We start from the raw sequence: 21766 nt of genomic DNA on the forward strand, positions 1-21766 counted from the left end.
CGGAGTATGCGCGCCCGGTACGGATCGGCCCTCCGGTTGACCCCTGCACCTATCCCGCTTCCCTACGCTGGGTTACGTGCAGCGCCTCTATGACTTCCTCCGCAGGCACCCGATGTGGGTCGACGGCTTCTGGGCCGTGGTCCTCCTCGGGATTTCGGTGCTGGGCGGGGCGGCCGGCGAGCAGATCGGCCCGTTGGCCGCCGTCCTTCCGATCACGCTGCTGTTGAGCCTCGTGGTCGCGCTGCGCCGCCGGATGCCGGAGAAGATGCTGCTGCTGGCGACCGCCGTCGGCGTGGTGCAGCTGGTCACCGACGTCCCGATACTGCCCGCCGACTTCGCCATGCTGGTGATCGTCTACACGGTCGCGGTGGAAGGTGCCCGCTGGGCCTCCCGCTTCGCGCTGGTGGCCGGCCTGTGTGCGGCCCCGCTGGCGCAGCTGCGCTGGTCGAACGAGCAGACGGGTGTCGCGGGTGACATCGCCCTGGCGGTCCTCCAGACCGTCCCCTTCGCCCTCGCCTGGGTGCTCGGCGACTCCATCCGCACCCGCCGCGCCTACTTCGCGCAGCTGGAGGAGCGGGCCGCCCGCCTGGAGAAGGAGCGCGAGGCACAGTCCAAGGTCGCCGTCGCCGCCGAACGCGCCCGGATCGCACGCGAGTTGCACGACGTCGTCGCGCACAACGTCTCGGTGATGGTGGTCCAGGCCGACGGCGCGGCCTACGTCCTCGACGCCGCGCCCGACCAGGCGAAGAAGGCCCTGGAGACCATCTCCTCCACCGGCCGCCAGGCCCTCGCCGAGATGCGCCGCCTGCTCGGCGTGCTGCGCACCGGCGAGCACCAGGAGGCCGGCGAGTACGTGCCGCAGCCCGACGTGCAGCAGATCGAGGATCTCGTCGAGCAGTGCCGCGGTTCCGGACTGCCCGTCGACTTCAAGGTCGAGGGCACGCCCCGCCCGCTGCCCAGCGGCGTCGAGCTCACCGCCTACCGCATCGTGCAGGAGGCGCTCACCAACACCCGCAAGCACGGCGGGCCCAACGCGGGCGCGAGCGTGCGCCTGGTCTACTTCGACGACGGCCTCGGCCTGCTCGTCGAGGACGACGGCAAGGGCGCCCCGCACGAGCTGTACGAAGAGGGCGGGTTCGACGGCCAGGGCCACGGTCTGATCGGCATGCGCGAGCGGGTCGGTATGGTCGGCGGCACCCTGGACGCCGGCCCGCGCCCGGGCGGAGGCTTCCGCATCAGTGCACTGCTGCCGCTCAAACCAGCGCACTGACGCCGGCACACGCCCCTCGCTGACACCTGTAACGACCCCGATAGGGAAGAGGCCCGATGACGATCCGCGTGATGCTCGTCGACGACCAGGTGCTGCTGCGCACCGGGTTCCGGATGGTGCTCGCCGCCCAGCCGGACATGGAGGTCGTCGCGGAGGCGGGCGACGGCGTCGAGGCCCTCCAGGAACTGCGCACGACCGAAGTCGACGTGGTGCTGATGGACGTCCGCATGCCGAAGCTCGACGGGGTGGAGACGACCCGCAGGATCTGCGCGGACACCGACCCGCCGAAGGTGCTCATCCTGACCACCTTCGACCTCGACGAGTACGCCTTCTCCGGGCTCAAGGCGGGCGCCTCCGGCTTCATGCTCAAGGACGTGCCGCCGGCCGAGCTCCTGGCCGCGATCAGGGCCGTGCACAGCGGTGACGCGGTCGTCGCGCCCTCCACCACCCGGCGGCTCCTGGACCGCTTCGCGCCGATGCTGCCGGGCACCAAGCAGCCCCAGCACAAGGAGCTGGAGCGGCTCACCGACCGCGAGCGCGAGGTCATGATGCTGGTCGCGCAGGGCCTGTCCAACGGCGAGATCGCGGCGCGGCTGGTGCTGTCGGAGGCGACCGTGAAGACCCACGTGGGCCGCATCCTGACCAAGCTGGGGCTCAGGGACCGGGTGCAGGTCGTGGTGCTGGCCTACGAGACGGGGCTGGTGCGGGCCGGCGGGCACGGCTGACCCGTACGGGCGGGCCTGCGGCCGCACGGCCGTCCCATCGGCGCGGGCCGGCTACCGCAGGATCCCTTCCAGGAACTCGCTGCCGAGCCGGGCCACCACCGTCACGTCCAGCTGGTGCAGGACGTAGCGGCCGCGGCGACGGGTGGTGATCAGGCCCGCCTTCTTCAGCACGGCCAGATGCCGGGATATCTCCGGGGCCGTCATGCCGTGCACCTGCGCCAGCTCGCTGGTGGTGTGCGCGCTGCGGGCCAGATGGCGGCACATGCGCATCCGGACCGGGTGGGACAACGCGGTCATCCGCATGGCCAGTTGTTCGAGCGTCTGCGGTGCGGCGAGCTCCGGGGAGCCCACCGGGTAGTGCAGCACCGGCTGCCAGCCGTACCGGTGCAGGACCATCAGATGCGGCCAGCCGAGGCTGGTCGGGACGAGCAGCAGGCCGCCGTCGCCCGTCGCCGTGCGGCCGTCGCCCAGCTTGTCGATCGTGATCCGGGTGGCCGCCTCGTCGAGGGTGACTGCCGGGGACACCGCGGACAGCGCCTCGGCCAGGCCCTTGCGCCGGAGCAGGTCCGTCTTGTGGCGGGCGTCCGCCGCGAGCTGGTGGCGCAGCCGGGACCAGGCCTCCGCGAAGAACGCCTCCTCGCAGTCCCGGAGGAACTGCCGCAGCCAGGCCCGGATCCTGGGCGGGTCGGCCAGCAACCGCTCGCCGAAGCGCAGCTGCCGGGGTCCGCGTGCGGCGGCCAGGTCCAGCGCGCGGCGGCGCGTCTCCTCGTCGGACAGGGCCGTCGGACCGCATTCGCCGTAGCCGACGGCACAGGTGAACTCCAGTGCCGCGTCCACGAACTGCTCGTCGGACAGCTTGTCGAGCTGGTCCAGCTCCTCGGCGAGGGTGGCACCCGGGAGCGTGCGGCGGTCCGGCAGGCCGGCCCAGGGCAGGAACAGGTCCGAGAACGTCGTCCGCCACAGGAAGTCCGCCTCGCACATCCGGTCGGCCAGATGCGGGTCGAGCCGGGCCGTCACGCCCGTGACCCAGCCCTGCAGGCCCGGGTGGTGCGCAGGTTCGGACAGCGCGTGCAGCGCCATGCCGAGCTCGGCCAGGGGCGAGGGCACGACGGCGACCTCCTCCGGCCGCAGCCCCGCGATGTCGATGTGCACGCTCATGCCCTCATGGTGCACCCGGCCACTGACAGCGCCCCCGTCGATTGACGGGCCCCGTCAATCGACGCGACGCCGCCCCGGGCGCAGGCGCACGGTGGGACCACCGGGGCAGCCGCGGAGCCTTCGGACCTCCATCACCCCGTCCCGCAGAGGCGATTCACCATGAGCATCACGCAGCAGTACCTCCTCGACGCCTACCGCGCCCGGTCCCTCGGCGAGCCCGCCCCGCCCGCGCCGGGCACGCACGACCGGCAGGCCGTACGGGAGTGGCGCGACGAACGGCGGTTCCGCGCGGTCCTCGCCGGCCGCCCGGTCCGCCCCCGGCTCCGGGACGCCCTGGTCCGGTGGCGGCGGCGCCCTACCTGACCTGTTCCGGCAGCCGGGTTACGAAGTCCGCCACCGCCGCCTTGACGTCCTCGGCGGTCCACTCCAGCCCGGCGGCCCGCACATGCACCTCCGTGAACGCGAGCCCCGGCCCGCCCCGGTCCCAGGCGCCGCCGAACAGGACGACCCCCGTCTCCTCGGCCGTCCGGACCGCCGCCTCCGCGAGGACGTCCGGCTCGTACGGCAGCCACACCTGGAAGTCGTGGGTGTGCGGCACCTCCGGGTGCACGCGTGCCCACGGCACCCCGGCCGCCGCGAAGCCCTCGCGCAGGGCGGCGGCCACCACGCGCGCGTGGGCCACGTACTCCGGCAGCCGGGGCAGCTGCCGCTCCAGCCCGACCAGCGCCGACAGCACCGTCGGGAACTGCTGGAAGACCATCCCGCCGTACCGGTGCCGCCAGGTCTTCGCCTCCTCGACGAGCTCCTTCGGGCCGGCCAGGGCCGCGCCGCCGAACCCCTCCAGGGACTTGTAGAACGACACGTAGACGCTGTCGGCCAGGCCCGCGATCTCCTCCAGGGGGCGGCCGAAGTGGACGGTGGACTCCCACAGGCGGGCCCCGTCGAAGTGCACCACCGCGTCCCGTTCCCGGGCGGCCTGGACGACCGCGGTGAGCTCCTCCCAGGCGGGCAGCACGAAACCGGCGTCCCTGAGGGGCAGTTCCAGCATGAGCGCCCCGAAGGGCTCCTCGAAGTCGCGCACCTCGGCGGCGGTCGGCATCCGCGGCTCGCCGGTCAGCCGCACCGGGCGCAGACCGCCGACCTCGCTGAACGCGTTCCGCTCGTGCACCTCGGGATGACTGAGCGCGTGCAGGGCGACGGCCGGGTTCCCGGTGCGGCCCGCCCAGCAGCGCAGGGCCACCTGCTGGGCCATCGTGCCCGTCGGGAAGAACGCGGCGGCCTCGGTGCCGAGCAGCCCGGCGACCTTCGTCTCCAGCGCCTCGACGACACCGTCGCCGTACAGGTCGGACAGCTCGTCCAGGTCGTGGACGCCCGCCGCCTCGTCCAGCACGGCCAGGCGTTCCCGGAGGGTCAGGTGGAAGCCGAAGCGCGCGAACACGCGCCGTGCCGTGCGGTGGGCGGCCAGCCGCCGCTCACGCAGCCGTGCGCCCCGGTCCTCTTCCGTCACCTGATCGTCGCGTTCCGCCGTATCGGTCATGCCCCGGATCCTCCCTCGCGCGCGTGCGGCCGGGCATCCGCATTTCCGTACGCCGTTCCGGGAACGCCGCACGGGCATGCACAGCCTGTGGACAACCGGACGCCCCTCGAACCGATCGCGTTAACATGACGAGAAATCGTCCGGTACCCGGAGCGGACTGGAACGGGAAGGCCGCCGTCGAGTGAACACAACCCCACAGCCAGACCCCAAGGACCGCCCCGCGCGGCTCACCGTCGGCGTCGTCGGCGCCGGCCGCGTGGGTCCCGCGCTGGCGGCGTCCCTGCAACTCGCCGGGCACCGCCCGGTCGCCGTCTCCGCGGTCTCGGACGCCTCCCGGCGCCGCGCCGGGCAACTGCTGCCCGACGTACCGGTGATGCCGCCCGCCGAGGTCCTCCAGCGGGCCGACCTGGTGCTGCTGACCGTTCCCGACGACGCCCTGCCCGACCTGGTCACCGGCCTCGCCGACACCGGATCCGTACGGCCGGGGCAGCTCCTCGTCCACACCTCCGGGCGGTACGGCGCGCGGGTCCTCGACCCCGCCCTGCGCGCGGGCGCCCTGCCGCTCGCCCTGCACCCCGCGATGACCTTCACGGGAACGCCCGTGGACGTCCAGCGGCTGGCCGGCTGCTCCTTCGGCGTCACCGCCCCCGAGGAGCTGCGCCTGGCCGCCGAGGCCCTGGTCATCGAGATGGGCGGCGAGCCGGAGTGGATCGCCGAGGAGAACCGGCCGCTCTACCACGCGGCGCTCGCCCTGGGCGCCAACCACCTGGTCACGCTGGTCGCCCAGTCCATGGAGCTGCTGAGCGCCGCCGGCGTCTCGGCCCCCGACCGGATGCTCGGCCCGCTGCTCGGCGCGGCCCTGGACAACGCCCTGCGCTCCGGCGACGCGGCCCTCACCGGCCCGGTCGCCCGCGGGGACGCGGGCACCGTCGCCGCGCACGTCACCGAGCTGCGCCGGCACGCCCCGCAGACCGTCGCCGGCTATCTGGCGATGGCCCGGGCGACCGCCGACCGGGCCCTGGCCCACGGCCTGCTGAAGCCGGAACTCGCCGAGGACCTCCTCGGGGTACTCGCCCACGGGACCGACGGCACCGAAGGGGACGCCCGATGACCACCACCCTGCTGCGCACCGCCGGGGAACTGCACGCACGCGCGCGTGCGGGCCGCCGCGCCGTGGTGATGACCATGGGTGCGCTGCACGAGGGCCACGCCACGCTGATCCGCACCGCGCGCGACATCGCGGGCCGGGACGGCGAGGTCGTCGTCACCGTCTTCGTCAACCCGCTGCAGTTCGGCCAGGGCGAGGACCTCGACCGCTACCCCCGCACCCTGGACGCCGACCTCGAACTCGCCGGCCAGTCGGGCGCCGACGTCGTGTTCGCTCCCTCCGTGGACGAGGTCTACCCGGGCGGCGAGCCCCAGGTCCGCATCACCGCGGGCCCCATGGGCGAGCGCCTGGAAGGCTCCTCCCGCCCCGGCCACTTCGACGGCATGCTCACCGTCGTCGCCAAGCTGCTGCACCTCACCCGTCCCGACGTCGCCCTGTACGGCCAGAAGGACGCCCAGCAGCTCGCCCTGATCCGCCGCATGGTGCGGGACCTGAACTTCGGCGTGGAGATCGTCGGAGTGCCCACCGTCCGCGAGGAGGACGGCCTGGCCCTGTCCAGCCGCAACCGCTACCTGTCGGCCGCGGAGCGGCGCACCGCCCTCGCCCTGTCCGGGGCCCTGTTCGCGGGCCAGGACCGGCATGCCGCGCAGGAGGCGCTGCGCGCCCGGGCCCGCGAAGTGCCCGCCACGCGCGCGCGTGCCGAGGCGCTCAGCGCCATAGGCGAGTCCCGTGCGGCGGCCGACGCGCACGCCGTGGCGACGGCCGTCCCGGGCGGCCCTGCGGCCGTTCGCGCGGCCGCCCGCCAGGTCCTCGACGAGGCCGCCCGCCTCGACCCGCCGCTCGCGCTGGACTACCTCGCCCTGGTCGACCCGTCCGACTTCACCGAGATCGGGGACGACTTCACCGGCGACGCGGTCCTCGCCGTCGCCGCCCGGGTCGGGGCGACCCGGCTGATCGACAACATCCCCCTCACCTTCGGAAGCTTCGGAGCCGCCTCGTGACCACCACAGGCATACGACTGCACGCCCCCGCCGCCGGGTGGTCCATCGCCGCGGACGTGGTCGTCGTCGGCTCCGGCGTCGCCGGGCTGACCGCGGCCCTGCGCTGCGAGGCCGCGGGCCTGCGGACGGTCGTCGTCACCAAGGCCCGTCTCGACGACGGCTCCACCCGCTGGGCCCAGGGCGGCATCGCCGCGGCCCTCGGCGACGGCGACACCCCCGAGCAGCATCTGGACGACACCCTGGTCGCGGGCGCCGGCCTGTGCGACGAGGACGCGGTCCGTCTCCTCGTCACCGAGGGCCCCGACGCCGTACGCCGCCTCATCGAGACCGGCGCCCGGTTCGACGAGTCCGAGGGCGAGCTGGCACTGACCCGCGAGGGCGGCCACCACCGCCGCCGCATCGCCCACGCCGGCGGCGACGCCACCGGCGCCGAGATCTCCCGCGCCCTGGTCGAGGCCGTCCGCGCGCGGGGCATGCGCACCGTCGAGAACGCGCTCGTCCTTGACCTCCTCACGGACGCCGAGGGCCGCACCGCCGGCGTCACCCTGCACGTCATGGGGGAGGGCCAGCACGACGGCGTCGGGGCCGTCCACGCCCCCGCGGTGGTCCTCGCCACCGGCGGCATGGGCCAGGTCTTCTCCGCCACCACCAACCCGTCGGTGTCGACGGGCGACGGCGTGGCGCTCGCCCTGCGGGCGGGCGCGGAGGTCAGCGACCTGGAGTTCGTCCAGTTCCACCCGACCGTGCTGTTCCTCGGCCCGGACGCGGAGGGCCAGCAGCCCCTGGTCTCCGAGGCCGTGCGCGGCGAGGGCGCCCACCTGATCGACGCCGACGGCGTGCGCTTCATGGTCGGACAGCACGAACTCGCCGAGCTGGCCCCCCGCGACATCGTCGCCAAGGGCATCACGCGCCGCATGCTGGAGCAGGACGCCGAGCACATGTACCTCGACGCCCGGCACTTCGGCGCCGAGATGTGGGAGCACCGCTTCCCGACGATCCTCGCCGCCTGCCGCGCCCACGGCATCGACCCGGTCACCACCCCCATCCCGGTCGCCCCGGCCGCCCACTACGCCTCCGGCGGCGTCCGCACCGACTCCCACGGCCGTACGACCGTCCCCGGCCTGTACGCGTGCGGCGAGGTCGCCTGCACCGGCGTGCACGGAGCCAACCGCCTGGCGTCCAACTCCCTGCTCGAAGGCCTCGTCTACGCCGAGCGCATCGCGGCCGACATCGCGGCGAACGGCCTGCCCGCGCGCGTGCCCCAGCCGGTCCCGCACCCGGAGATCCCCGAGCACCCCCTGCAGACCCCCGAGGCCCGCTTCACGATCCAGCGGATCATGACGGCCGGGGCGGGCGTCCTGCGCTCGGCGGGCTCCCTCACCAAGGCCGCCGACCAGCTCCAGCGCCTGCACACCGACGCCCGGGAGGCACTCGCCGAGAACGGCAAGACGGCCGAGGCCGGCGTCGACACCTGGGAGGCCACCAACCTCCTGTGCGTGGCCCGCGTCCTGGTCGCCGCCGCCCTGCTGCGCGAGGAGACCCGGGGCTGCCACTGGCGCGAGGACCGCCCCGAGCGCGACGACAGCGCCTGGCGCCGCCACATCGTCGTGACCCTGAACCCGGACCGCACGCTGGCCGTGCACACCACGGACACCACAGACTTCCCCCCGACGAATTTCCCGCCCCAGGCCCCCCAGGAGCAGTGACCGACGTGAGCACCCCCGACCTTCCCCTCGCCTCCTCCGGAGGCTGCGGAGACGGCTGCGCCTGCGGCGCGGACGACGAGGCATACCTGGAGTGCGGCCTGGACCCCGCACTCGCCCAGCTCCTGGCCGACGCAGGCCTCGACCCCGTCGAGGTCGAGGACATCGCCAACGTGGCCCTCCAGGAGGACCTGGCCCACGGCGTGGACGTGACCACGGTGGCGACCATCCCCGAGGACGCGGTGGCCACGGCCGACTTCACCGCACGCGAGGCGGGCACGGTGGCAGGCCTGCGCATCGCCGAGGCGGTCATCTCGGTGGTCTGCGAGGAGGAGCTGGAGATCGAGCGCCACGCGGAGGACGGCGACCGCGTCGAAGCGGGTCAGAAGCTCCTCTCCGTCACCACCCGCACCCGTGACCTCCTCACGGCTGAGCGCAGCGCGCTGAACCTCCTGTGCCGCCTGTCGGGCATCGCGACGGCCACGCGCGCGTGGGCGGACGTCCTGGACGGCACGAAGGCCAGGGTCCGCGACACCCGCAAGACCACGCCGGGCCTGCGCTCCCTGGAGAAGTACGCGGTCCGCTGCGGAGGCGGCGTCAACCACCGCATGTCCCTCTCCGACGCGGCGCTCGTCAAGGACAACCACGTGGTCGCCGCGGGCGGCGTCGCCCAGGCCTTCCAGGCGGTCCGCGAACGCTTCCCCGACATCCCCATCGAGGTCGAGGTCGACACCCTGCACCAGCTCCGTGAGGTCCTGGACGCCGGCGCCGACCTGATCCTGCTGGACAACTTCACACCGGGTGAGTGCGAGGAGGCGGTCGCCCTCGTCCAGGGCCGCGCCGCCCTGGAGGCCTCGGGCCGCCTCACCCTCGACAACGCCAAGGCGTACGCGGACACCGGCGTCGACTACCTCGCCGTCGGAGCCCTCACCCACTCCTCGCCGATCCTGGACATCGGCCTGGACCTGCGGCCGGCGGAGTAGGGGCGGGTACGGGCCATGCTGCTGACGATCGACGTAGGAAACACCCACACCGTGCTCGGCCTGTTCGACGGCGACGAGATCGTCGAACACTGGCGCATCTCCACGGACGCGCGCCGCACCGCCGACGAACTGGCGGTCCTCCTCCAGGGCCTGATGGGCATGCACCCGCTCCTCGGCGACGAGCTGGGCGACGGCATCGACGGCATCGCCATCTGCGCCACCGTCCCCTCGGTCCTGCACGAACTCCGCGAGGTGACCCGCCGCTACTACGGCGACGTGCCGGCGGTGCTCGTCGAACCGGGCGTCAAGACGGGCGTCCCGATCCTGACCGACAACCCCAAGGAGGTCGGCGCGGACCGCATCATCAACGCGGTCGCCGCCGTCGAGCTCTACGGCGGCCCCGCGGTCGTCGTCGACTTCGGCACGGCGACGACGTTCGACGCGGTCAGCGCGCGCGGCGAGTACGTCGGCGGGGTCATCGCCCCCGGCATCGAGATCTCCGTCGAGGCTCTCGGCGTCCGCGGCGCCCAGCTCCGCAAGATCGAGGTGGCCCGGCCGCGCAGCGTCATCGGCAAGAACACCGTCGAGGCGATGCAGTCGGGCATCATCTACGGCTTCGCCGGCCAGGTCGACGGCGTGGTCAACCGCATGGCCCGCGAGCTCTCGGAGGACCCCGACGACGTCACCGTCATCGCGACGGGCGGCCTCGCGCCGATGGTGCTGGGTGAGTCGTCGGTGATCGACGAGCACGAGCCCTGGCTGACGCTGATCGGGCTGCGGCTGGTGTACGAGCGGAACGTGTCGCGCATGTGAGGGGCCGCGGGCGGGTGGGCGCGCAGCCCGGTGAAGCGGGGCGCCCGCGCGCCCACCCGTCGCCGCCGACCCACCACCCGAGTGGTCCCCCACGCCACACCCGCCCCCTATGCGAGATTTGTCTGATTAGCGCGTATCGTCGCCGCATGCCCACGCCATATGGATCCCGCGGCGGCATGGCGTTCGGCGTGGAGGAGCTGCGTGTGCTCCGCCGCGCTCTCGCCCTCGCCCTTCACCCCACCACCGCCTCGGCCGACGACGTCCAGGACTGTCTCCGTCTCGCAGAGTCGCTCGACGAGGCGCTGCGGGAGGGGGCCAGGCTGCGTGCCTTCCTCGTGGCCGACCTGGGCCGGTACCGCGCCGCCCTCCCCGGTACCGCCGCCGGCTACCTCGCACTCCTGGACGAGGCACTGGGCGCCGGCTACCGCCCCCTGCCCGACGACCTCGCCGCCCTCCGCGCTCTGCGCGGCAACCCCGCCGCAGCGGCCCTCCTGGACCGCTGCGCGGTCACCCCCGTCACCCCCCTCCCTCTCCCCGCGGCCGCCATCCCCGGCTCCCGCACCCGCCTCCTGGCCCTCCCCGGGGGCCGCTGCGCCCTTGCCGAGGGCGGCCCGGAGAAGCAGCCCGAGAAGAAGCCCGCACGCAAACCGGCGGCCCCCAAGCCCGCCCCGGCTCCGGCACCCGCACCGGGCACCCCGAAGCCCTCCCGCCCGATCCCCACCCCGGGTGAGGTCTTCCCGCGCCGCAAGCCGGCACCGCCACCCCCGGCGAACCCCCAGCAGCTCGCCGCGGGCTGACGTGGCTACCCTGGATCCATGGACTACGTCTCCGCGCTCCTGCCCCCGGCCGTCATGGCCGTCTTCTTCATCGGCGTGATCCGGGTGATCGTGAAGACACAGGGCGGCGCCAACAAGGCCAAGGAGGACGCGGCCGTCGACGCCGCGCTCGCGCGCGTGGAGGGTGCCCGCCAGTCCACCGCGACGCCTCCGAAGGCCGACGCCTGACGCACCCCCTCACAGGGCGTACGACTCGGCGAGCCCGCACCCCGCGGCGCCCGCATTTTCGAGCCGTACGCCCTTTTTGTCGCTGTTTGCCGGTCAAGCGCACGTCCGCCACGCCATAACCGGGATCTCCCACTATTGTTCTGAGCTGTGCCTCGCCCATTGGGAGAACTCGAAGACGCGGTCATGTCGCGGGTGTGGAAGTGGAACCGCCCGGTGACCGTTCGAGAAGTCCTGGAAGATCTTCAGAAGGAGCGGTCCATCGCGTACACCACCGTGATGACCGTTTTGGACAATCTCCATCAGAAGGGCTGGGTGCGCCGCGAGGCGGAAGGCCGCGCCTATCGATATGAGGCGGTCTCCACCCGCGCCGCCTACGCAGCCGCCCTGATGAACGAGGCCTGGTCGCAGAGCGACAACCCCGCCGCCGCTCTCGTCGCCTTCTTCGGCATGATGAGCGAGGAACAGCGGCGGTCACTCAGCGATGCCGTACGGATCGTCCAGGGCCCGGAAACCCAGGAACCGACCGAACCGTCGGAATCCGCAGAACCGCCCGAAGGAGCGGAACCCGCGGAAGGCCCTCCGGAGAACCCCGCCTCCGCTCAGGACCGCGACGGGCGATAGCGTCCCGCCATGTCCGCGAAGAGCCCCGAAGCCACCGCAAAAGCCATCACCGTCCGACGGGCCCGCACCAGCGATGTCCCGGCGGTGCGCCGCCTCCTTGACGCCTACGTCCGTGGCGGCATCCTGCTCGACAAAGCAACGGTGACGCTTTACGAGGACATCCAGGAGTTCTGGGTCGCGGAACGGGACGACAACGCCGAGGTCGTGGGCTGCGGGGCGCTGCACGTGATGTGGGAAGACCTCGCGGAAGTCCGCACTCTCGCGGTGAAGCCCGGCCTGAAGGGCGCGGGCGTGGGACACCGCGTGCTGGAGAAGTTGCTGCAGACCGCCCGCTGGCTCGGCGTTCGCCGGGTTTTCTGTCTGACCTTCGAAGTCGACTTCTTCACCAAGCACGGCTTCGTGGAGATCGGTGAGACGCCCGTCGACACGGATGTCTACGCGGAGCTGCTGCGTTCCTATGACGAGGGCGTCGCGGAGTTCCTCGGACTCGAACGAGTGAAACCGAACACCTTGGGCAACAGCCGGATGCTTCTGCATCTGTGATCGCCGGGCGCTAGTCGGTCGCAAGTGGGTCCGGCCGGTTCGTCAAGGCATATTCCATGGCGCCCACCCCTGCCCCGGTGCCCTATGTCCGAAACGCGCACGTTTCCGGACCGAGCCCGGGCTGCCGGTCTCTGCCGGGGGTTTGTGTTTTTCAGGCAAAAGCGGTTTGCTTTCCGACGTACTGCAGTACTGCATATAACAGGGGACGGCGATACGGCGGACGCCGGCACACCCCGGCCCTGAAGATATCGATGAAAGGAAATCCGGTGGCACAGAAGGTTCAGGTCCTTCTTGTCGACGACCTCGACGGTGGCGAGGCGGACGAGACCGTGACGTTCGCGCTGGACGGCAAGACGTACGAGATCGATCTCACCACTGCCAATGCGGACAAGCTCCGCGGCCTTCTCGAGCCTTACGTGAAGGGCGGTCGTCGTACCGGAGGCCGTGCTTCGGGCGGGCGTGGAAAGGCGCGCACTGCTTCGAGCGGCAGCCAGGACACCGCGGCGATCCGCGCCTGGGCGAAGGAGAACGGCTACGAGGTCAACGACCGCGGCCGTGTTCCCGCGACCATCCGCGAGGCTTACGAGAAGGCCAACGGCTGAACAGCGGCACTACCGACCCTGCGCACGCACGGCCGGTGGCTGGGCGCACGCGCGCCGCAGCCGGACCCGGTGGCACTGCGTGGCCACCGTGTTCACCAGCCGCACGAGATCGGGGGCATCCCCACCGCCCCCCAGCGCCGACAGCGTCGGCAGCGAGGCCTCGACCTCGCATCCCGGCTCGGGGGGCCGCAGCCACACGGCGGCCCCCTGGGAACCGACCCGGCCCGGGGGAAGCGGCCGGCCGGCACACGAGCCGGACTCGGGGGACATCGGCACGTCCGAGCCGGGGGGCATAAGGGTGCCCGCCTCGCGAAGCACCGGCGACTCCCTCTCCGGCGGCAGCGGCGCTTCCATGAAGCCGCCCGGGCCGACCGCGAGCAGGTCGAGGGTCAGGGTTCCCCAGTCCAGCCACTCCAGCAGGCCGGGAAGCTCCTCCGCGCTGCCCGCGGCCACCAGGAATTGCATCCGGTCGCCGTGCAGGGCGACAGGAGAGCCCGGCGTCAGATGCCGCAGCGCCGCCTGCCCCGCCTCCGCCGGTGCGTCCAGGACGTCGTAGCGCACCCCCACCGCCAGCCGCGGGGGATCGCCGGGCACCGTCGGCCAGCCCAGTTCGTTCTCGTACCACCGCCGGACCTGACCGCTCGCGACGAGACGGCTCGTGCCGGGACGGCTCGCGCCGGGACCGCCCACGACGGGGTCGGCCGGGTCGAGCGGCCGGCGGGGGAGCGGGAGGACCTGGGATGCGGACGCGATCACGGGGTGAGGGGCGCCGAACATGCCAAGTGAAACAGCCGGAAGGCCGTGCAAGTTACGCTGGGTGCTGCCGCGTGCGCACACAGTGGCGAATCGGGGGCGCGCGAGAGGTGCGGGGAGGCGCAAGGTTGTTCGCCCGTAGCGGAGGGAACGGGGGTGCTCGGCATGGACTTCCGGTCCGTACGGGTAAGACATCCCTAGTGGGAGGGGGCGACACGCAGGAAAGGCCGTCTCACGTTCGCCATCGGCGTACTGGCGAGTGGGGTATCTGCCTGGCCTGCGGGAACATCGTCTCGCACCATCGGGTTGGAGCAGATGTCGGCGTTCGGGGTCAGGAGGCCAAGGACGGTGTCGGCAGTTGGAATGAGCGGTCCCCGCTTGCGGGACTAAGCTGCGGAAGGACAGGGAGGGGAAGTTCCCCCCACTGCCTGACCGCTCTGAGGAGCGATTAACGATGTTCGAGAGGTTCACCGACCGCGCGCGGCGGGTTGTCGTCCTGGCTCAGGAAGAAGCCCGGATGCTCAACCACAACTACATCGGCACTGAGCACATCCTCCTGGGCCTGATCCACGAGGGTGAAGGTGTCGCCGCCAAGGCCCTTGAGAGCCTCGGGATTTCGCTCGAGGCGGTCCGCCAGCAGGTGGAGGAGATCATCGGCCAGGGCCAGCAGGCCCCGTCCGGCCACATCCCCTTCACCCCCCGTGCCAAGAAGGTCCTGGAGCTGTCGCTCCGCGAGGCCCTTCAGCTGGGCCACAACTACATCGGCACGGAGCACATCCTGCTCGGCCTGATCCGCGAGGGCGAGGGCGTCGCCGCCCAGGTCCTCGTCAAGCTGGGCGCAGATCTGAACCGGGTGCGGCAGCAGGTCATCCAGCTGCTCTCCGGTTACCAGGGCAAGGAGACCGCCACCGCCGGCGGGCCTGCCGAGGGCACCCCCTCGACGTCCCTGGTCCTCGACCAGTTCGGCCGGAACCTCACCCAGGCCGCTCGTGAGTCCAAGCTCGACCCGGTCATCGGGCGCGAGAAGGAGATCGAGCGGGTCATGCAGGTGCTGTCCCGCCGTACGAAGAACAACCCGGTGCTGATCGGTGAGCCCGGCGTCGGCAAGACCGCCGTCGTCGAGGGCCTCGCTCAGGCCATCGTCAAGGGCGAGGTGCCCGAGACCCTCAAGGACAAGCACCTCTACACCCTGGACCTCGGCGCCCTGGTCGCCGGCTCCCGCTACCGCGGTGACTTCGAGGAGCGCCTGAAGAAGGTCCTCAAGGAGATCCGTACCCGCGGCGACATCATCCTGTTCATCGACGAGCTGCACACGCTCGTCGGCGCGGGTGCCGCCGAGGGCGCCATCGACGCGGCTTCCATCCTGAAGCCCATGCTGGCCCGCGGTGAGCTGCAGACCATCGGTGCCACCACGCTGGACGAGTACCGCAAGCACCTGGAGAAGGACGCCGCCCTCGAGCGCCGCTTCCAGCCCATCCAGGTCGCGGAGCCGTCCCTGCCGCACACGATCGAGATCCTCAAGGGTCTCCGTGACCGGTACGAGGCCCACCACCGCGTCTCCATCACGGACGAGGCGCTGGTCCAGGCCGCCACCCTGGCCGACCGGTACATCTCGGACCGCTTCCTGCCGGACAAGGCGATCGACCTGATCGACGAGGCCGGTTCCCGGATGCGCATCCGCCGGATGACCGCGCCGCCGGACCTGCGCGAGTTCGACGAGAAGATCGCCGGCGTCCGCCGCGACAAGGAGTCCGCGATCGACTCGCAGGACTTCGAGAAGGCCGCCTCCCTGCGCGACAAGGAGAAGCAGCTCCTGGCCGCCAAGGCCAAGCGGGAGAAGGAGTGGAAGGCCGGCGACATGGACGTCGTCGCCGAGGTGGACGGCGAGCTGATCGCCGAGGTCCTCGCCACGGCCACCGGCATCCCGGTCTTCAAGCTGACCGAGGAGGAGTCCTCCCGCCTGCTGCGTATGGAGGATGAGCTCCACAAGCGGGTCATCGGCCAGACCGACGCCGTCAAGGCGCTGTCGAAGGCGATCCGCCGTACGCGTGCCGGTCTGAAGGACCCGAAGCGTCCCGGTGGCTCGTTCATCTTCGCCGGCCCGTCCGGTGTCGGTAAGACCGAGCTGTCCAAGGCGCTCGCCGAGTTCCTCTTCGGTGACGAGGACGCGCTGATCTCCCTCGACATGTCGGAGTTCAGCGAGAAGCACACGGTCTCGCGTCTCTTCGGTTCGCCCCCCGGCTACGTGGGCTACGAAGAGGGCGGCCAGCTGACGGAGAAGGTCCGCCGCAAGCCGTTCTCGGTCGTCCTCTTCGACGAGGTCGAGAAGGCCCACCCGGACATCTTCAACTCGCTGCTGCAGATCCTGGAGGACGGTCGCCTGACCGACTCCCAGGGCCGGGTCGTGGACTTCAAGAACACGGTCATCATCATGACGACCAACCTCGGCACCCGGGACATCTCCAAGGGCTTCAACCTGGGCTTCGCGGCCCAGGGCGACACGAAGTCCAACTACGAGCGCATGAAGAACAAGGTCTCGGACGAGCTCAAGCAGCACTTCCGGCCCGAGTTCCTCAACCGCGTCGACGACGTGGTCGTCTTCCCGCAGCTCAGCCAGGACGACATCCTCAAGATCGTCGACCTGATGATCGACAAGGTCGACGAGCGCCTGAAGGACCGGGACATGGGCATCGAGCTCTCCCAGTCCGCCAAGGAGCTGCTGTCCAAGAAGGGTTACGACCCGGTGCTGGGTGCGCGTCCGCTGCGTCGCACCATCCAGCGCGAGATCGAGGACTCGCTGTCGGAGAAGATCCTCTTCGGCGAGCTGCGCCCCGGTCACATTGTGGTCGTGGACACCGAGGGCGAGGGCGAGACCAAGACCTTCACCTTCCGCGGCGAGGAGAAGGCGGCTCTCCCGGACGTCCCGCCGATCGAGCAGGCGGCGGGTGGTTCGGGTCCGAACCTGAGCAAGGACGCCTGAGCGTAACGACCGAGTGTGAGGGGCCGGTGCCTTCCGGGGCACCGGCCCCTTCTCCGTGCCCGGGGTCAGATGCGGATGATCTCGGCGGTGGGGAAGAATTCGGTGTAGGAGACGAGGGGCTCCTTGCTCTCGAACCGGGCGACCGCCAGCGTGCGCAAGCCGGGCAGGCGGGAGGCGAGGGTGCGGAGCGCCTTCTCGGGGTAGTACCGGTCGGAGATCTGCAGGCTGGTGACGCCGGGCAGGTGCGGCATGGCATCGAGGGAGTAGGCGCCGGACAGCCCGTACAGGTACAGAGCGGTGAGCGACGGAAGTGACGCCACCTCTTGCCAGTCGTCGGCGCTGAGGGGCGTCTGAGCCGATACGTCGAGGGTCAGGTACCGCACCGTGGGCCATCGGGCCAGGTCCCGCAGACCGGTGGAACGTATGACCTCCATGCCCAGGTAGAGGTCCTCCAAGGGGGCGTCGACCGGCAGGGAATCGGCGAGGCTGGTCCCCGGGAGCCTCTGGTTGATCCACAGCTGGGTGAGCAGGCGCAGCGTCCGCAGCCCGCCGATGTCCGCCAGCCCGAACACCAGCAGATCGGTGAGGGGAAGTTCCGACAGGGACGAGAGGCCCGCGGCCCGGGGGCAGCCCTGAATCCGCAGGCTGGTCAGCGACCGAAACCGCACCAGTTCGCCCAGGTCCTCGACGAGCGCGTTGTGGTGCAGGCTCAGCATCCGGACCGCGGCGGGTTCGGCAACGGAGTCGAGGATCTCGGCGACGGGTGCCGGGCCCTGGAGTCTCAGCCTTTCCCAGGGACGCATCAGACGGAGTGCCGCCCTCTGCTCGGCCGACTCGCAGTCCAGGAAGAGCCCGTCCCGCTTCAGGTGGTCGAGCACCTCGATCGCGTACTCCCGGGTGTCGAACCGGCTCCAGGTTCCCGCGAGCTGGCGTCGTACGTCGAGATCCGGATGCTTGCGGAAGCGGCGCAGCACGGCCAGCGCTCCCTCGGGCTCCTGATCACCGAGAAGGGAAGCGGCGACCGTGACGCCGAGTCCCTCGCCCGGGGTCAGCCCTTCGGGCCCCGGCAGCAGTTCCAGGACCAGCGGTCCGGCCTCCGCCAAGGCCCTCGCCTCCGGTGTCGTACGCGGCGGAATGAGGCCCGCCGCCCGTTCCTCCACCTCCGTCCGCACCCCGGGATCCAAGGCTGCGACGTGCTCCAGGCAGGCCAGGGCGAGGAGGGTCAGCCGCGGGGTGCCCTCGGCCAGCAGACGGCGGAGCAGTGTCGCTCGCTCCCGGGGGCGGGCGTGCGCGACCGCCATGCGGATCACGTCCTCCCAGAGGCTGTCGCCCGCGTGGCCGGCGAGGACGTCCAGGTGGCCCTCCTCGACGGCGTACCGGGCGCCCAGGTAGTCCTGGAAGGTGCGGTGGACGAAGTCGACGACGCCCTCGCCGGGCTGGCGGAGCAGGCCGCTGCGGAGCAGGAGTGTGCGCAGTACCGCACCGGCGTCACCCTGGCCCGACCCCGGCGCGACGACCGGCAGACAGCGGGCCACGATGCCCTCGGCCGTCTCCAGGTCCATTTCCGTATTGCCGCTCAGCACCAGCGCGTAGGCGAGGCGCTGGAGCACCTCGAGCTGGGCCTCCTCGCCCAGCTCGACGCCGTCCACCGTGCCCATGCCTCGCTCCCGGTCGCGACGTGCGAGCAGCATCCCGAGGGCGGCGTCGTACAGCTCCTTGCGGCCGGTGGGGAGGTAGCCCCGCCGCTCTCGGTGCAGGGCGCAGATCAGCCCGCACATCAGAGGGTTGGTGGCGAGGCGGGCCAGGTCGCGTTTGGTGTGCAGGGCGTCCAGGAGCTGCGTCTCGTACTCGGGCGCCCGCGCGGCCGCGTGCCAGCGGTGGACGAACGTCGTCACGTCGGCGCGGCGCATCGGGGCGAGGGTCAGTTCCCGGAAGCCCTCGGTGGCCAGCCAGTCGGGGCGTACGGCTGTGGGACGTGAGGTCAGCAGCCAGTGGTTGCCCGGAAAGGCGTGGATCAGGGCGAGCAGCCAGTCGCGAGTGCGGTGCCGGTCGGCGGCGGGGATCTCGTCCAGGCCGTCGACGAGCAGGAGCCCGCGCCCGGCGGCCAGGACGCGCTCGGCCCAGCCCTCGGGCGGGGTGAGCGGGCAGCCCACCGCCGTGAGGAAGGCGGACGGCGTGGGGAGCGCGCCTACGCGGATCAGGGTGCGCAGAGGGAGGACGAACGGGATACGGGCAGTGTCCAGGGCGGCGGTCACCGCCAGCCACTGCACGAGGGTGGTCTTTCCGGAGCCGGCGTCGCCGCGCAGCATGACCCGGTCGTGGCTGCCGAGGGCCTCCTCCGCAGGGAGACGCACGGTGGCGGCCGCGTGCTCGCCCGGCGGCGCCTCGGGTGTGGCGCCATGCTCGGCCCCGGCCGCCTCCAGGCTCAGGTAGGCCACTTCGAGAGGCCAGCGGTCCGGGGAATCCCGCAGGTCGATGCCGTAGATGGTGATGTGGTTGTGGCGCTCGGCGACGAACGGCAGGTAACGGCGTTCGAAGGCGGCGTCCCGTGCGTACGGGCGGGGCGTCCGCATGAGCAGTTCGTCGACCTTGGCGATCAGTTCCTCTTGGCCGCGGGTCTGTTCGACGAGGGTGCGGGCGACAAACGTGGAGCGGCGGGTGAAGAACTCCAGGATGTTCAGGCACGCCCAGTCGGTCGTGTGGTCGAGGAAGTGACAGGAGTCCGCGGACAGACCGTCGGGTGCGGGCGCCGCGTAGTGAAGCTTCCTGGCCAGTTCGCGGTGGCCCAGGCGGACCGCCTGGACGTCGTCCATGTCGAGGTCGCCGAGGGCGAGCAGCCTACGGGCCAGAGTGTCGGTGACCGCGATCAGCTCGTCGGGCGCGAAGGGCGGCTCGCCGGGGGAGTCCACCGCCTGTGCCACGAGCTGCGCGGCGAGTTTCCGGACGTCCCGCTCGTCCAGGGTGCGTTTCTCGCCCCGGAAGGACACGAGAGCGGACAGGCGTACGGGCTTGTCGACAAGGCCCGCTCCTGGGCCCTCCGCCCGGAAGAGCTTCTTCAGCAGCGGGGCGACCAGCGAGGACGCCAGCCTGCCGCCGAGTACCGTCGGATCCAACCGCCTCACCCCCGTGATCGCGCGAACGGGGGTGAGACTACCCGGAGTTGGACAGATGGGTCAGGAAAGCTGCCCGTCGTAGTCCGGCAGCTTGTACGTCTTCTCGGCGTGGCCGCCCGAGAGGTCGGTGCTGCTGTTGCCTATGTTCGCGATGATCGTGTAGCCCTTGCGCTCGACGTCGACGCGCTGGGCCGTCTTGTAGTCGGCGACGTTCTTGAAGAGGTCGGTGAAGTTGCGGACGTAGAGCCCCGAGACCCGGTAGCCGGCCTGCTTCAGGTTGTATTCGGTGAACGAGGCGATGATGTCCGGCCGGGCGGTCACGAAGAACAGGGCGACGCCGCGCTCCTGCGCGTATCTGGCGGCCTCCAGGACCGGCTTGTTGGCCGGTTGCGGGTAGCTGAAGCCGAAGTCCGTCTCCAGCGTGGTGTTGTCGATGTCGAAGACGATCGCCTGCTTCTCGCCCGGCTTCGTGGCCGCGATCCGCTGCTTCAGATAGGGCAGGGCCTGGTCCATCACGGCCTGGCAGTCCTTCTGCCAGGTGCCGTAGTCGACGTCCGCGGCCGTGGCCGTGGTGGCGGTCGTGGTGGTTCGGGCGGCGGTCGTGGCGTCGGCCGGTGCGGCCATCGCCACGAGGGCTGCCGCCGAGACGGCGGTCACTGATGCGCGGCGCAACCAGGGGCGTCGGTTCTGCATGTCGTGGGGGGTCCTCTCACGTCCGTGACGCTGCCAACATGTCGTGTGCATGCTTGTGCGCGAGGGTGGCGCGAGGGGAACCGTAGGGTTACCGGACGGTAGGCGCCTAGAGGCGTGCGCCACATTTCCGGAATGGCTGAAGAGGGTGCCCGGTGACATGCCGCACAGGCGATATGTCCGTTACTAGCTGGAATAGTGGATAACGGACCGGGAGGAAAGGGATTCTTGCCCCAGGGTGGGGGTGGAAGTGCGGGCTAGTGCCCTGATTCGTCCCGAATGACTGGTGTGTCAAGAGACGTAGAACACTGAACCAAATTACTAGCTAGCGTCGTAGATCACGCTTTTGGGAGTTTGTCGGGCTTCGGGTTACCAAGGGATGGCCATGCGGCGAGCGTCTGTGCGCCGGGTGGTTTTCTCCGTCCCCTTCCATACGAGGTTTCGATGTCCCAGCGCGTCACGTCCCGTTCTTCCCGTACGTCCCAGCTCCGCACCCGTGCGACCGTGCTGGCCGCCGGCCTTGGTGTCTCGGTCGCACTGGGAGCCGGGGTCGCGTCCGCCGCCGACACCACGGCCGCGTCCGGTGCCGCCAGTGCCGTCCAGGCGCAGGCCGCCGCTCAGGCCAAGGCCGCCAAGGCCGAGGCCGTGAAGGCCGAGAAGGCCGCCAAGGCCGCCGCCGCGAAGAAGGCGGCCGAGAAGAAGGCCGCTGCCAAGAAGGCGGCCGCCAAGAAGGCCAAGCCGTCCTGGGTCGACCCGGTGAAGCAGTACAAGCTCTCCGCGTCCTTCGCCCAGAACGGCGGCATGTGGCAGTCCACCCACAGCGGCCAGGACTTCGCCGTGCCGAGCGGCACCCAGGTCGTCGCCACTCACGGCGGCACCGTGGTCAAGGCCGGCGGCAACGGCGCCGGTGACGGTCCCGCGTACGGCAACGCCGTCGTGATCAAGCACGGCAACGGCACGTACTCCCAGTACGCCCACCTGTCGAAGGTCACCGTGAGGATCGGCCAGATCGTCAAGACCGGCCAGGAGATCGCCAAGTCCGGCAACACCGGCAACTCGAGCGGTCCGCACCTGCACTTCGAGATCCGTACGACCCCGAACTACGGCTCGGCGGTCGACCCGGTGAAGTTCCTGCGCGCCAAGGGCGTCAAGGTCTGATCCA

20 protein-coding genes are annotated in these 21766 nt (G+C 71.4%); 15 read left to right on the forward strand and 5 right to left on the reverse strand.

The genetic code is table 11. From position 1 onward, the window contains the following. Window positions 1–76: 76 nt before the first annotated feature. A complete protein-coding gene (locus tag AB0G20_RS08095) occupies window positions 77–1270 on the forward strand; it encodes a sensor histidine kinase (protein WP_361297528.1) in 1194 nt (397 codons plus the stop codon). 56 nt (window positions 1271–1326) lie between these two features. After that, window positions 1327–1995, forward strand: coding sequence for a response regulator transcription factor (locus tag AB0G20_RS08100; RefSeq protein WP_361297531.1), 669 nt, complete (start codon window positions 1327–1329; stop codon window positions 1993–1995). A gap of 51 nt (window positions 1996–2046) precedes the next feature. Here the strand turns inward: AB0G20_RS08100 and AB0G20_RS08105 are convergent, their stop codons facing one another. Beyond that, on the reverse strand, window positions 2047–3153 hold the full coding sequence (locus AB0G20_RS08105) for a DUF5937 family protein (protein ID WP_361297534.1): 1107 nt from the start codon (window positions 3151–3153) through the stop codon (window positions 2047–2049). Between the two features lie 159 nt (window positions 3154–3312). On the opposite strand from AB0G20_RS08105, the gene AB0G20_RS08110 reads away from it, so the two are divergent. Then, window positions 3313–3516, forward strand: coding sequence for a hypothetical protein (locus AB0G20_RS08110; protein WP_361297537.1), 204 nt, complete (start codon window positions 3313–3315; stop codon window positions 3514–3516). On the opposite strand, the gene AB0G20_RS08115 is transcribed toward AB0G20_RS08110, so the two are convergent. Beyond that, a complete protein-coding gene (locus AB0G20_RS08115) occupies window positions 3509–4690 on the reverse strand; it encodes a beta-eliminating lyase-related protein (RefSeq protein ID WP_361297540.1) in 1182 nt (393 codons plus the stop codon). The genes AB0G20_RS08110 and AB0G20_RS08115 overlap by 8 nt on opposite strands. A 181-nt stretch (window positions 4691–4871) precedes the next feature. Here AB0G20_RS08115 and AB0G20_RS08120 point away from each other — a divergent pair, with 181 nt between their 5' ends. The 10 genes from AB0G20_RS08120 (at window position 4872) to AB0G20_RS08165 (ending at window position 13068) form a co-directional block, all read left to right on the forward strand. Continuing rightward, window positions 4872–5801 carry a DUF2520 domain-containing protein gene (locus AB0G20_RS08120; RefSeq protein ID WP_361297543.1) on the forward strand — a complete coding sequence of 310 codons (930 nt, stop codon included), beginning with the start codon at window positions 4872–4874 and terminating at the stop codon, window positions 5799–5801. Next, window positions 5798–6799, forward strand: coding sequence for a pantoate--beta-alanine ligase (gene panC, locus AB0G20_RS08125; protein ID WP_361297546.1), 1002 nt, complete (start codon window positions 5798–5800; stop codon window positions 6797–6799). Before AB0G20_RS08120 ends, panC begins: the two co-directional genes overlap by 4 nt. Continuing rightward, entirely contained in the window at window positions 6796–8505 is a 1710-nt protein-coding gene (locus AB0G20_RS08130) for an L-aspartate oxidase (RefSeq protein WP_361297549.1), read from the forward strand. The genes panC and AB0G20_RS08130 overlap by 4 nt, the downstream gene beginning before the upstream one ends. A gap of 5 nt (window positions 8506–8510) precedes the next feature. After that, window positions 8511–9485, forward strand: coding sequence for a carboxylating nicotinate-nucleotide diphosphorylase (gene nadC / locus AB0G20_RS08135; protein WP_361297552.1), 975 nt, complete (start codon window positions 8511–8513; stop codon window positions 9483–9485). 15 nt (window positions 9486–9500) lie between these two features. Next, the gene (locus tag AB0G20_RS08140; protein ID WP_361297555.1) at window positions 9501–10298 is read left to right on the forward strand and encodes a type III pantothenate kinase; all 798 of its coding nucleotides are present in this window, start codon (window positions 9501–9503) and stop codon (window positions 10296–10298) included. Window positions 10299–10444: 146 nt separating this feature from the next. Further along, window positions 10445–11095, forward strand: coding sequence for a hypothetical protein (locus AB0G20_RS08145; RefSeq protein WP_361297558.1), 651 nt, complete (start codon window positions 10445–10447; stop codon window positions 11093–11095). 18 nt (window positions 11096–11113) lie between these two features. Continuing rightward, entirely contained in the window at window positions 11114–11302 is a 189-nt protein-coding gene (locus tag AB0G20_RS08150; RefSeq protein ID WP_184560884.1) for a hypothetical protein, read from the forward strand. Between the two features lie 147 nt (window positions 11303–11449). Beyond that, window positions 11450–11923, forward strand: coding sequence for a BlaI/MecI/CopY family transcriptional regulator (locus AB0G20_RS08155; RefSeq protein ID WP_361297561.1), 474 nt, complete (start codon window positions 11450–11452; stop codon window positions 11921–11923). A gap of 9 nt (window positions 11924–11932) precedes the next feature. Next, window positions 11933–12466, forward strand: a complete 534-nt coding sequence (locus AB0G20_RS08160; protein WP_361297564.1) for an amino-acid N-acetyltransferase — start codon at window positions 11933–11935, stop codon at window positions 12464–12466. 266 nt (window positions 12467–12732) lie between these two features. Beyond that, window positions 12733–13068, forward strand: a complete 336-nt coding sequence (locus tag AB0G20_RS08165) for an Lsr2 family protein (RefSeq protein ID WP_361297567.1) — start codon at window positions 12733–12735, stop codon at window positions 13066–13068. A gap of 9 nt (window positions 13069–13077) precedes the next feature. On the opposite strand, the gene AB0G20_RS08170 is transcribed toward AB0G20_RS08165, so the two are convergent. Further along, on the reverse strand, window positions 13078–13845 hold the full coding sequence (locus tag AB0G20_RS08170) for an SCO3374 family protein (protein WP_361297570.1): 768 nt from the start codon (window positions 13843–13845) through the stop codon (window positions 13078–13080). A 430-nt stretch (window positions 13846–14275) separates the two neighbouring features. On the opposite strand from AB0G20_RS08170, the gene AB0G20_RS08175 reads away from it, so the two are divergent. After that, window positions 14276–16801, forward strand: a complete 2526-nt coding sequence (locus AB0G20_RS08175; RefSeq protein WP_361297573.1) for an ATP-dependent Clp protease ATP-binding subunit — start codon at window positions 14276–14278, stop codon at window positions 16799–16801. A 65-nt stretch (window positions 16802–16866) separates the two neighbouring features. Here the strand turns inward: AB0G20_RS08175 and AB0G20_RS08180 are convergent, their stop codons facing one another. Next, window positions 16867–19914: an NACHT domain-containing protein gene (locus AB0G20_RS08180; protein WP_361297576.1), complete on the reverse strand. Its 3048-nt coding sequence runs from the start codon at window positions 19912–19914 to the stop codon at window positions 16867–16869. Window positions 19915–19974: 60 nt separating this feature from the next. After that, entirely contained in the window at window positions 19975–20607 is a 633-nt protein-coding gene (locus AB0G20_RS08185; RefSeq protein ID WP_361297579.1) for an HAD family acid phosphatase, read from the reverse strand. A gap of 441 nt (window positions 20608–21048) precedes the next feature. On the opposite strand from AB0G20_RS08185, the gene AB0G20_RS08190 reads away from it, so the two are divergent. Beyond that, window positions 21049–21762, forward strand: coding sequence for a M23 family metallopeptidase (locus tag AB0G20_RS08190; RefSeq protein WP_361297582.1), 714 nt, complete (start codon window positions 21049–21051; stop codon window positions 21760–21762). Window positions 21763–21766: the final 4 nt, after the last annotated feature.

It is taken from the genome of Streptomyces sp. NPDC024017 (assembly GCF_040638895.1).
In the GTDB taxonomy this organism is placed as follows: domain Bacteria; phylum Actinomycetota; class Actinomycetes; order Streptomycetales; family Streptomycetaceae; genus Streptomyces.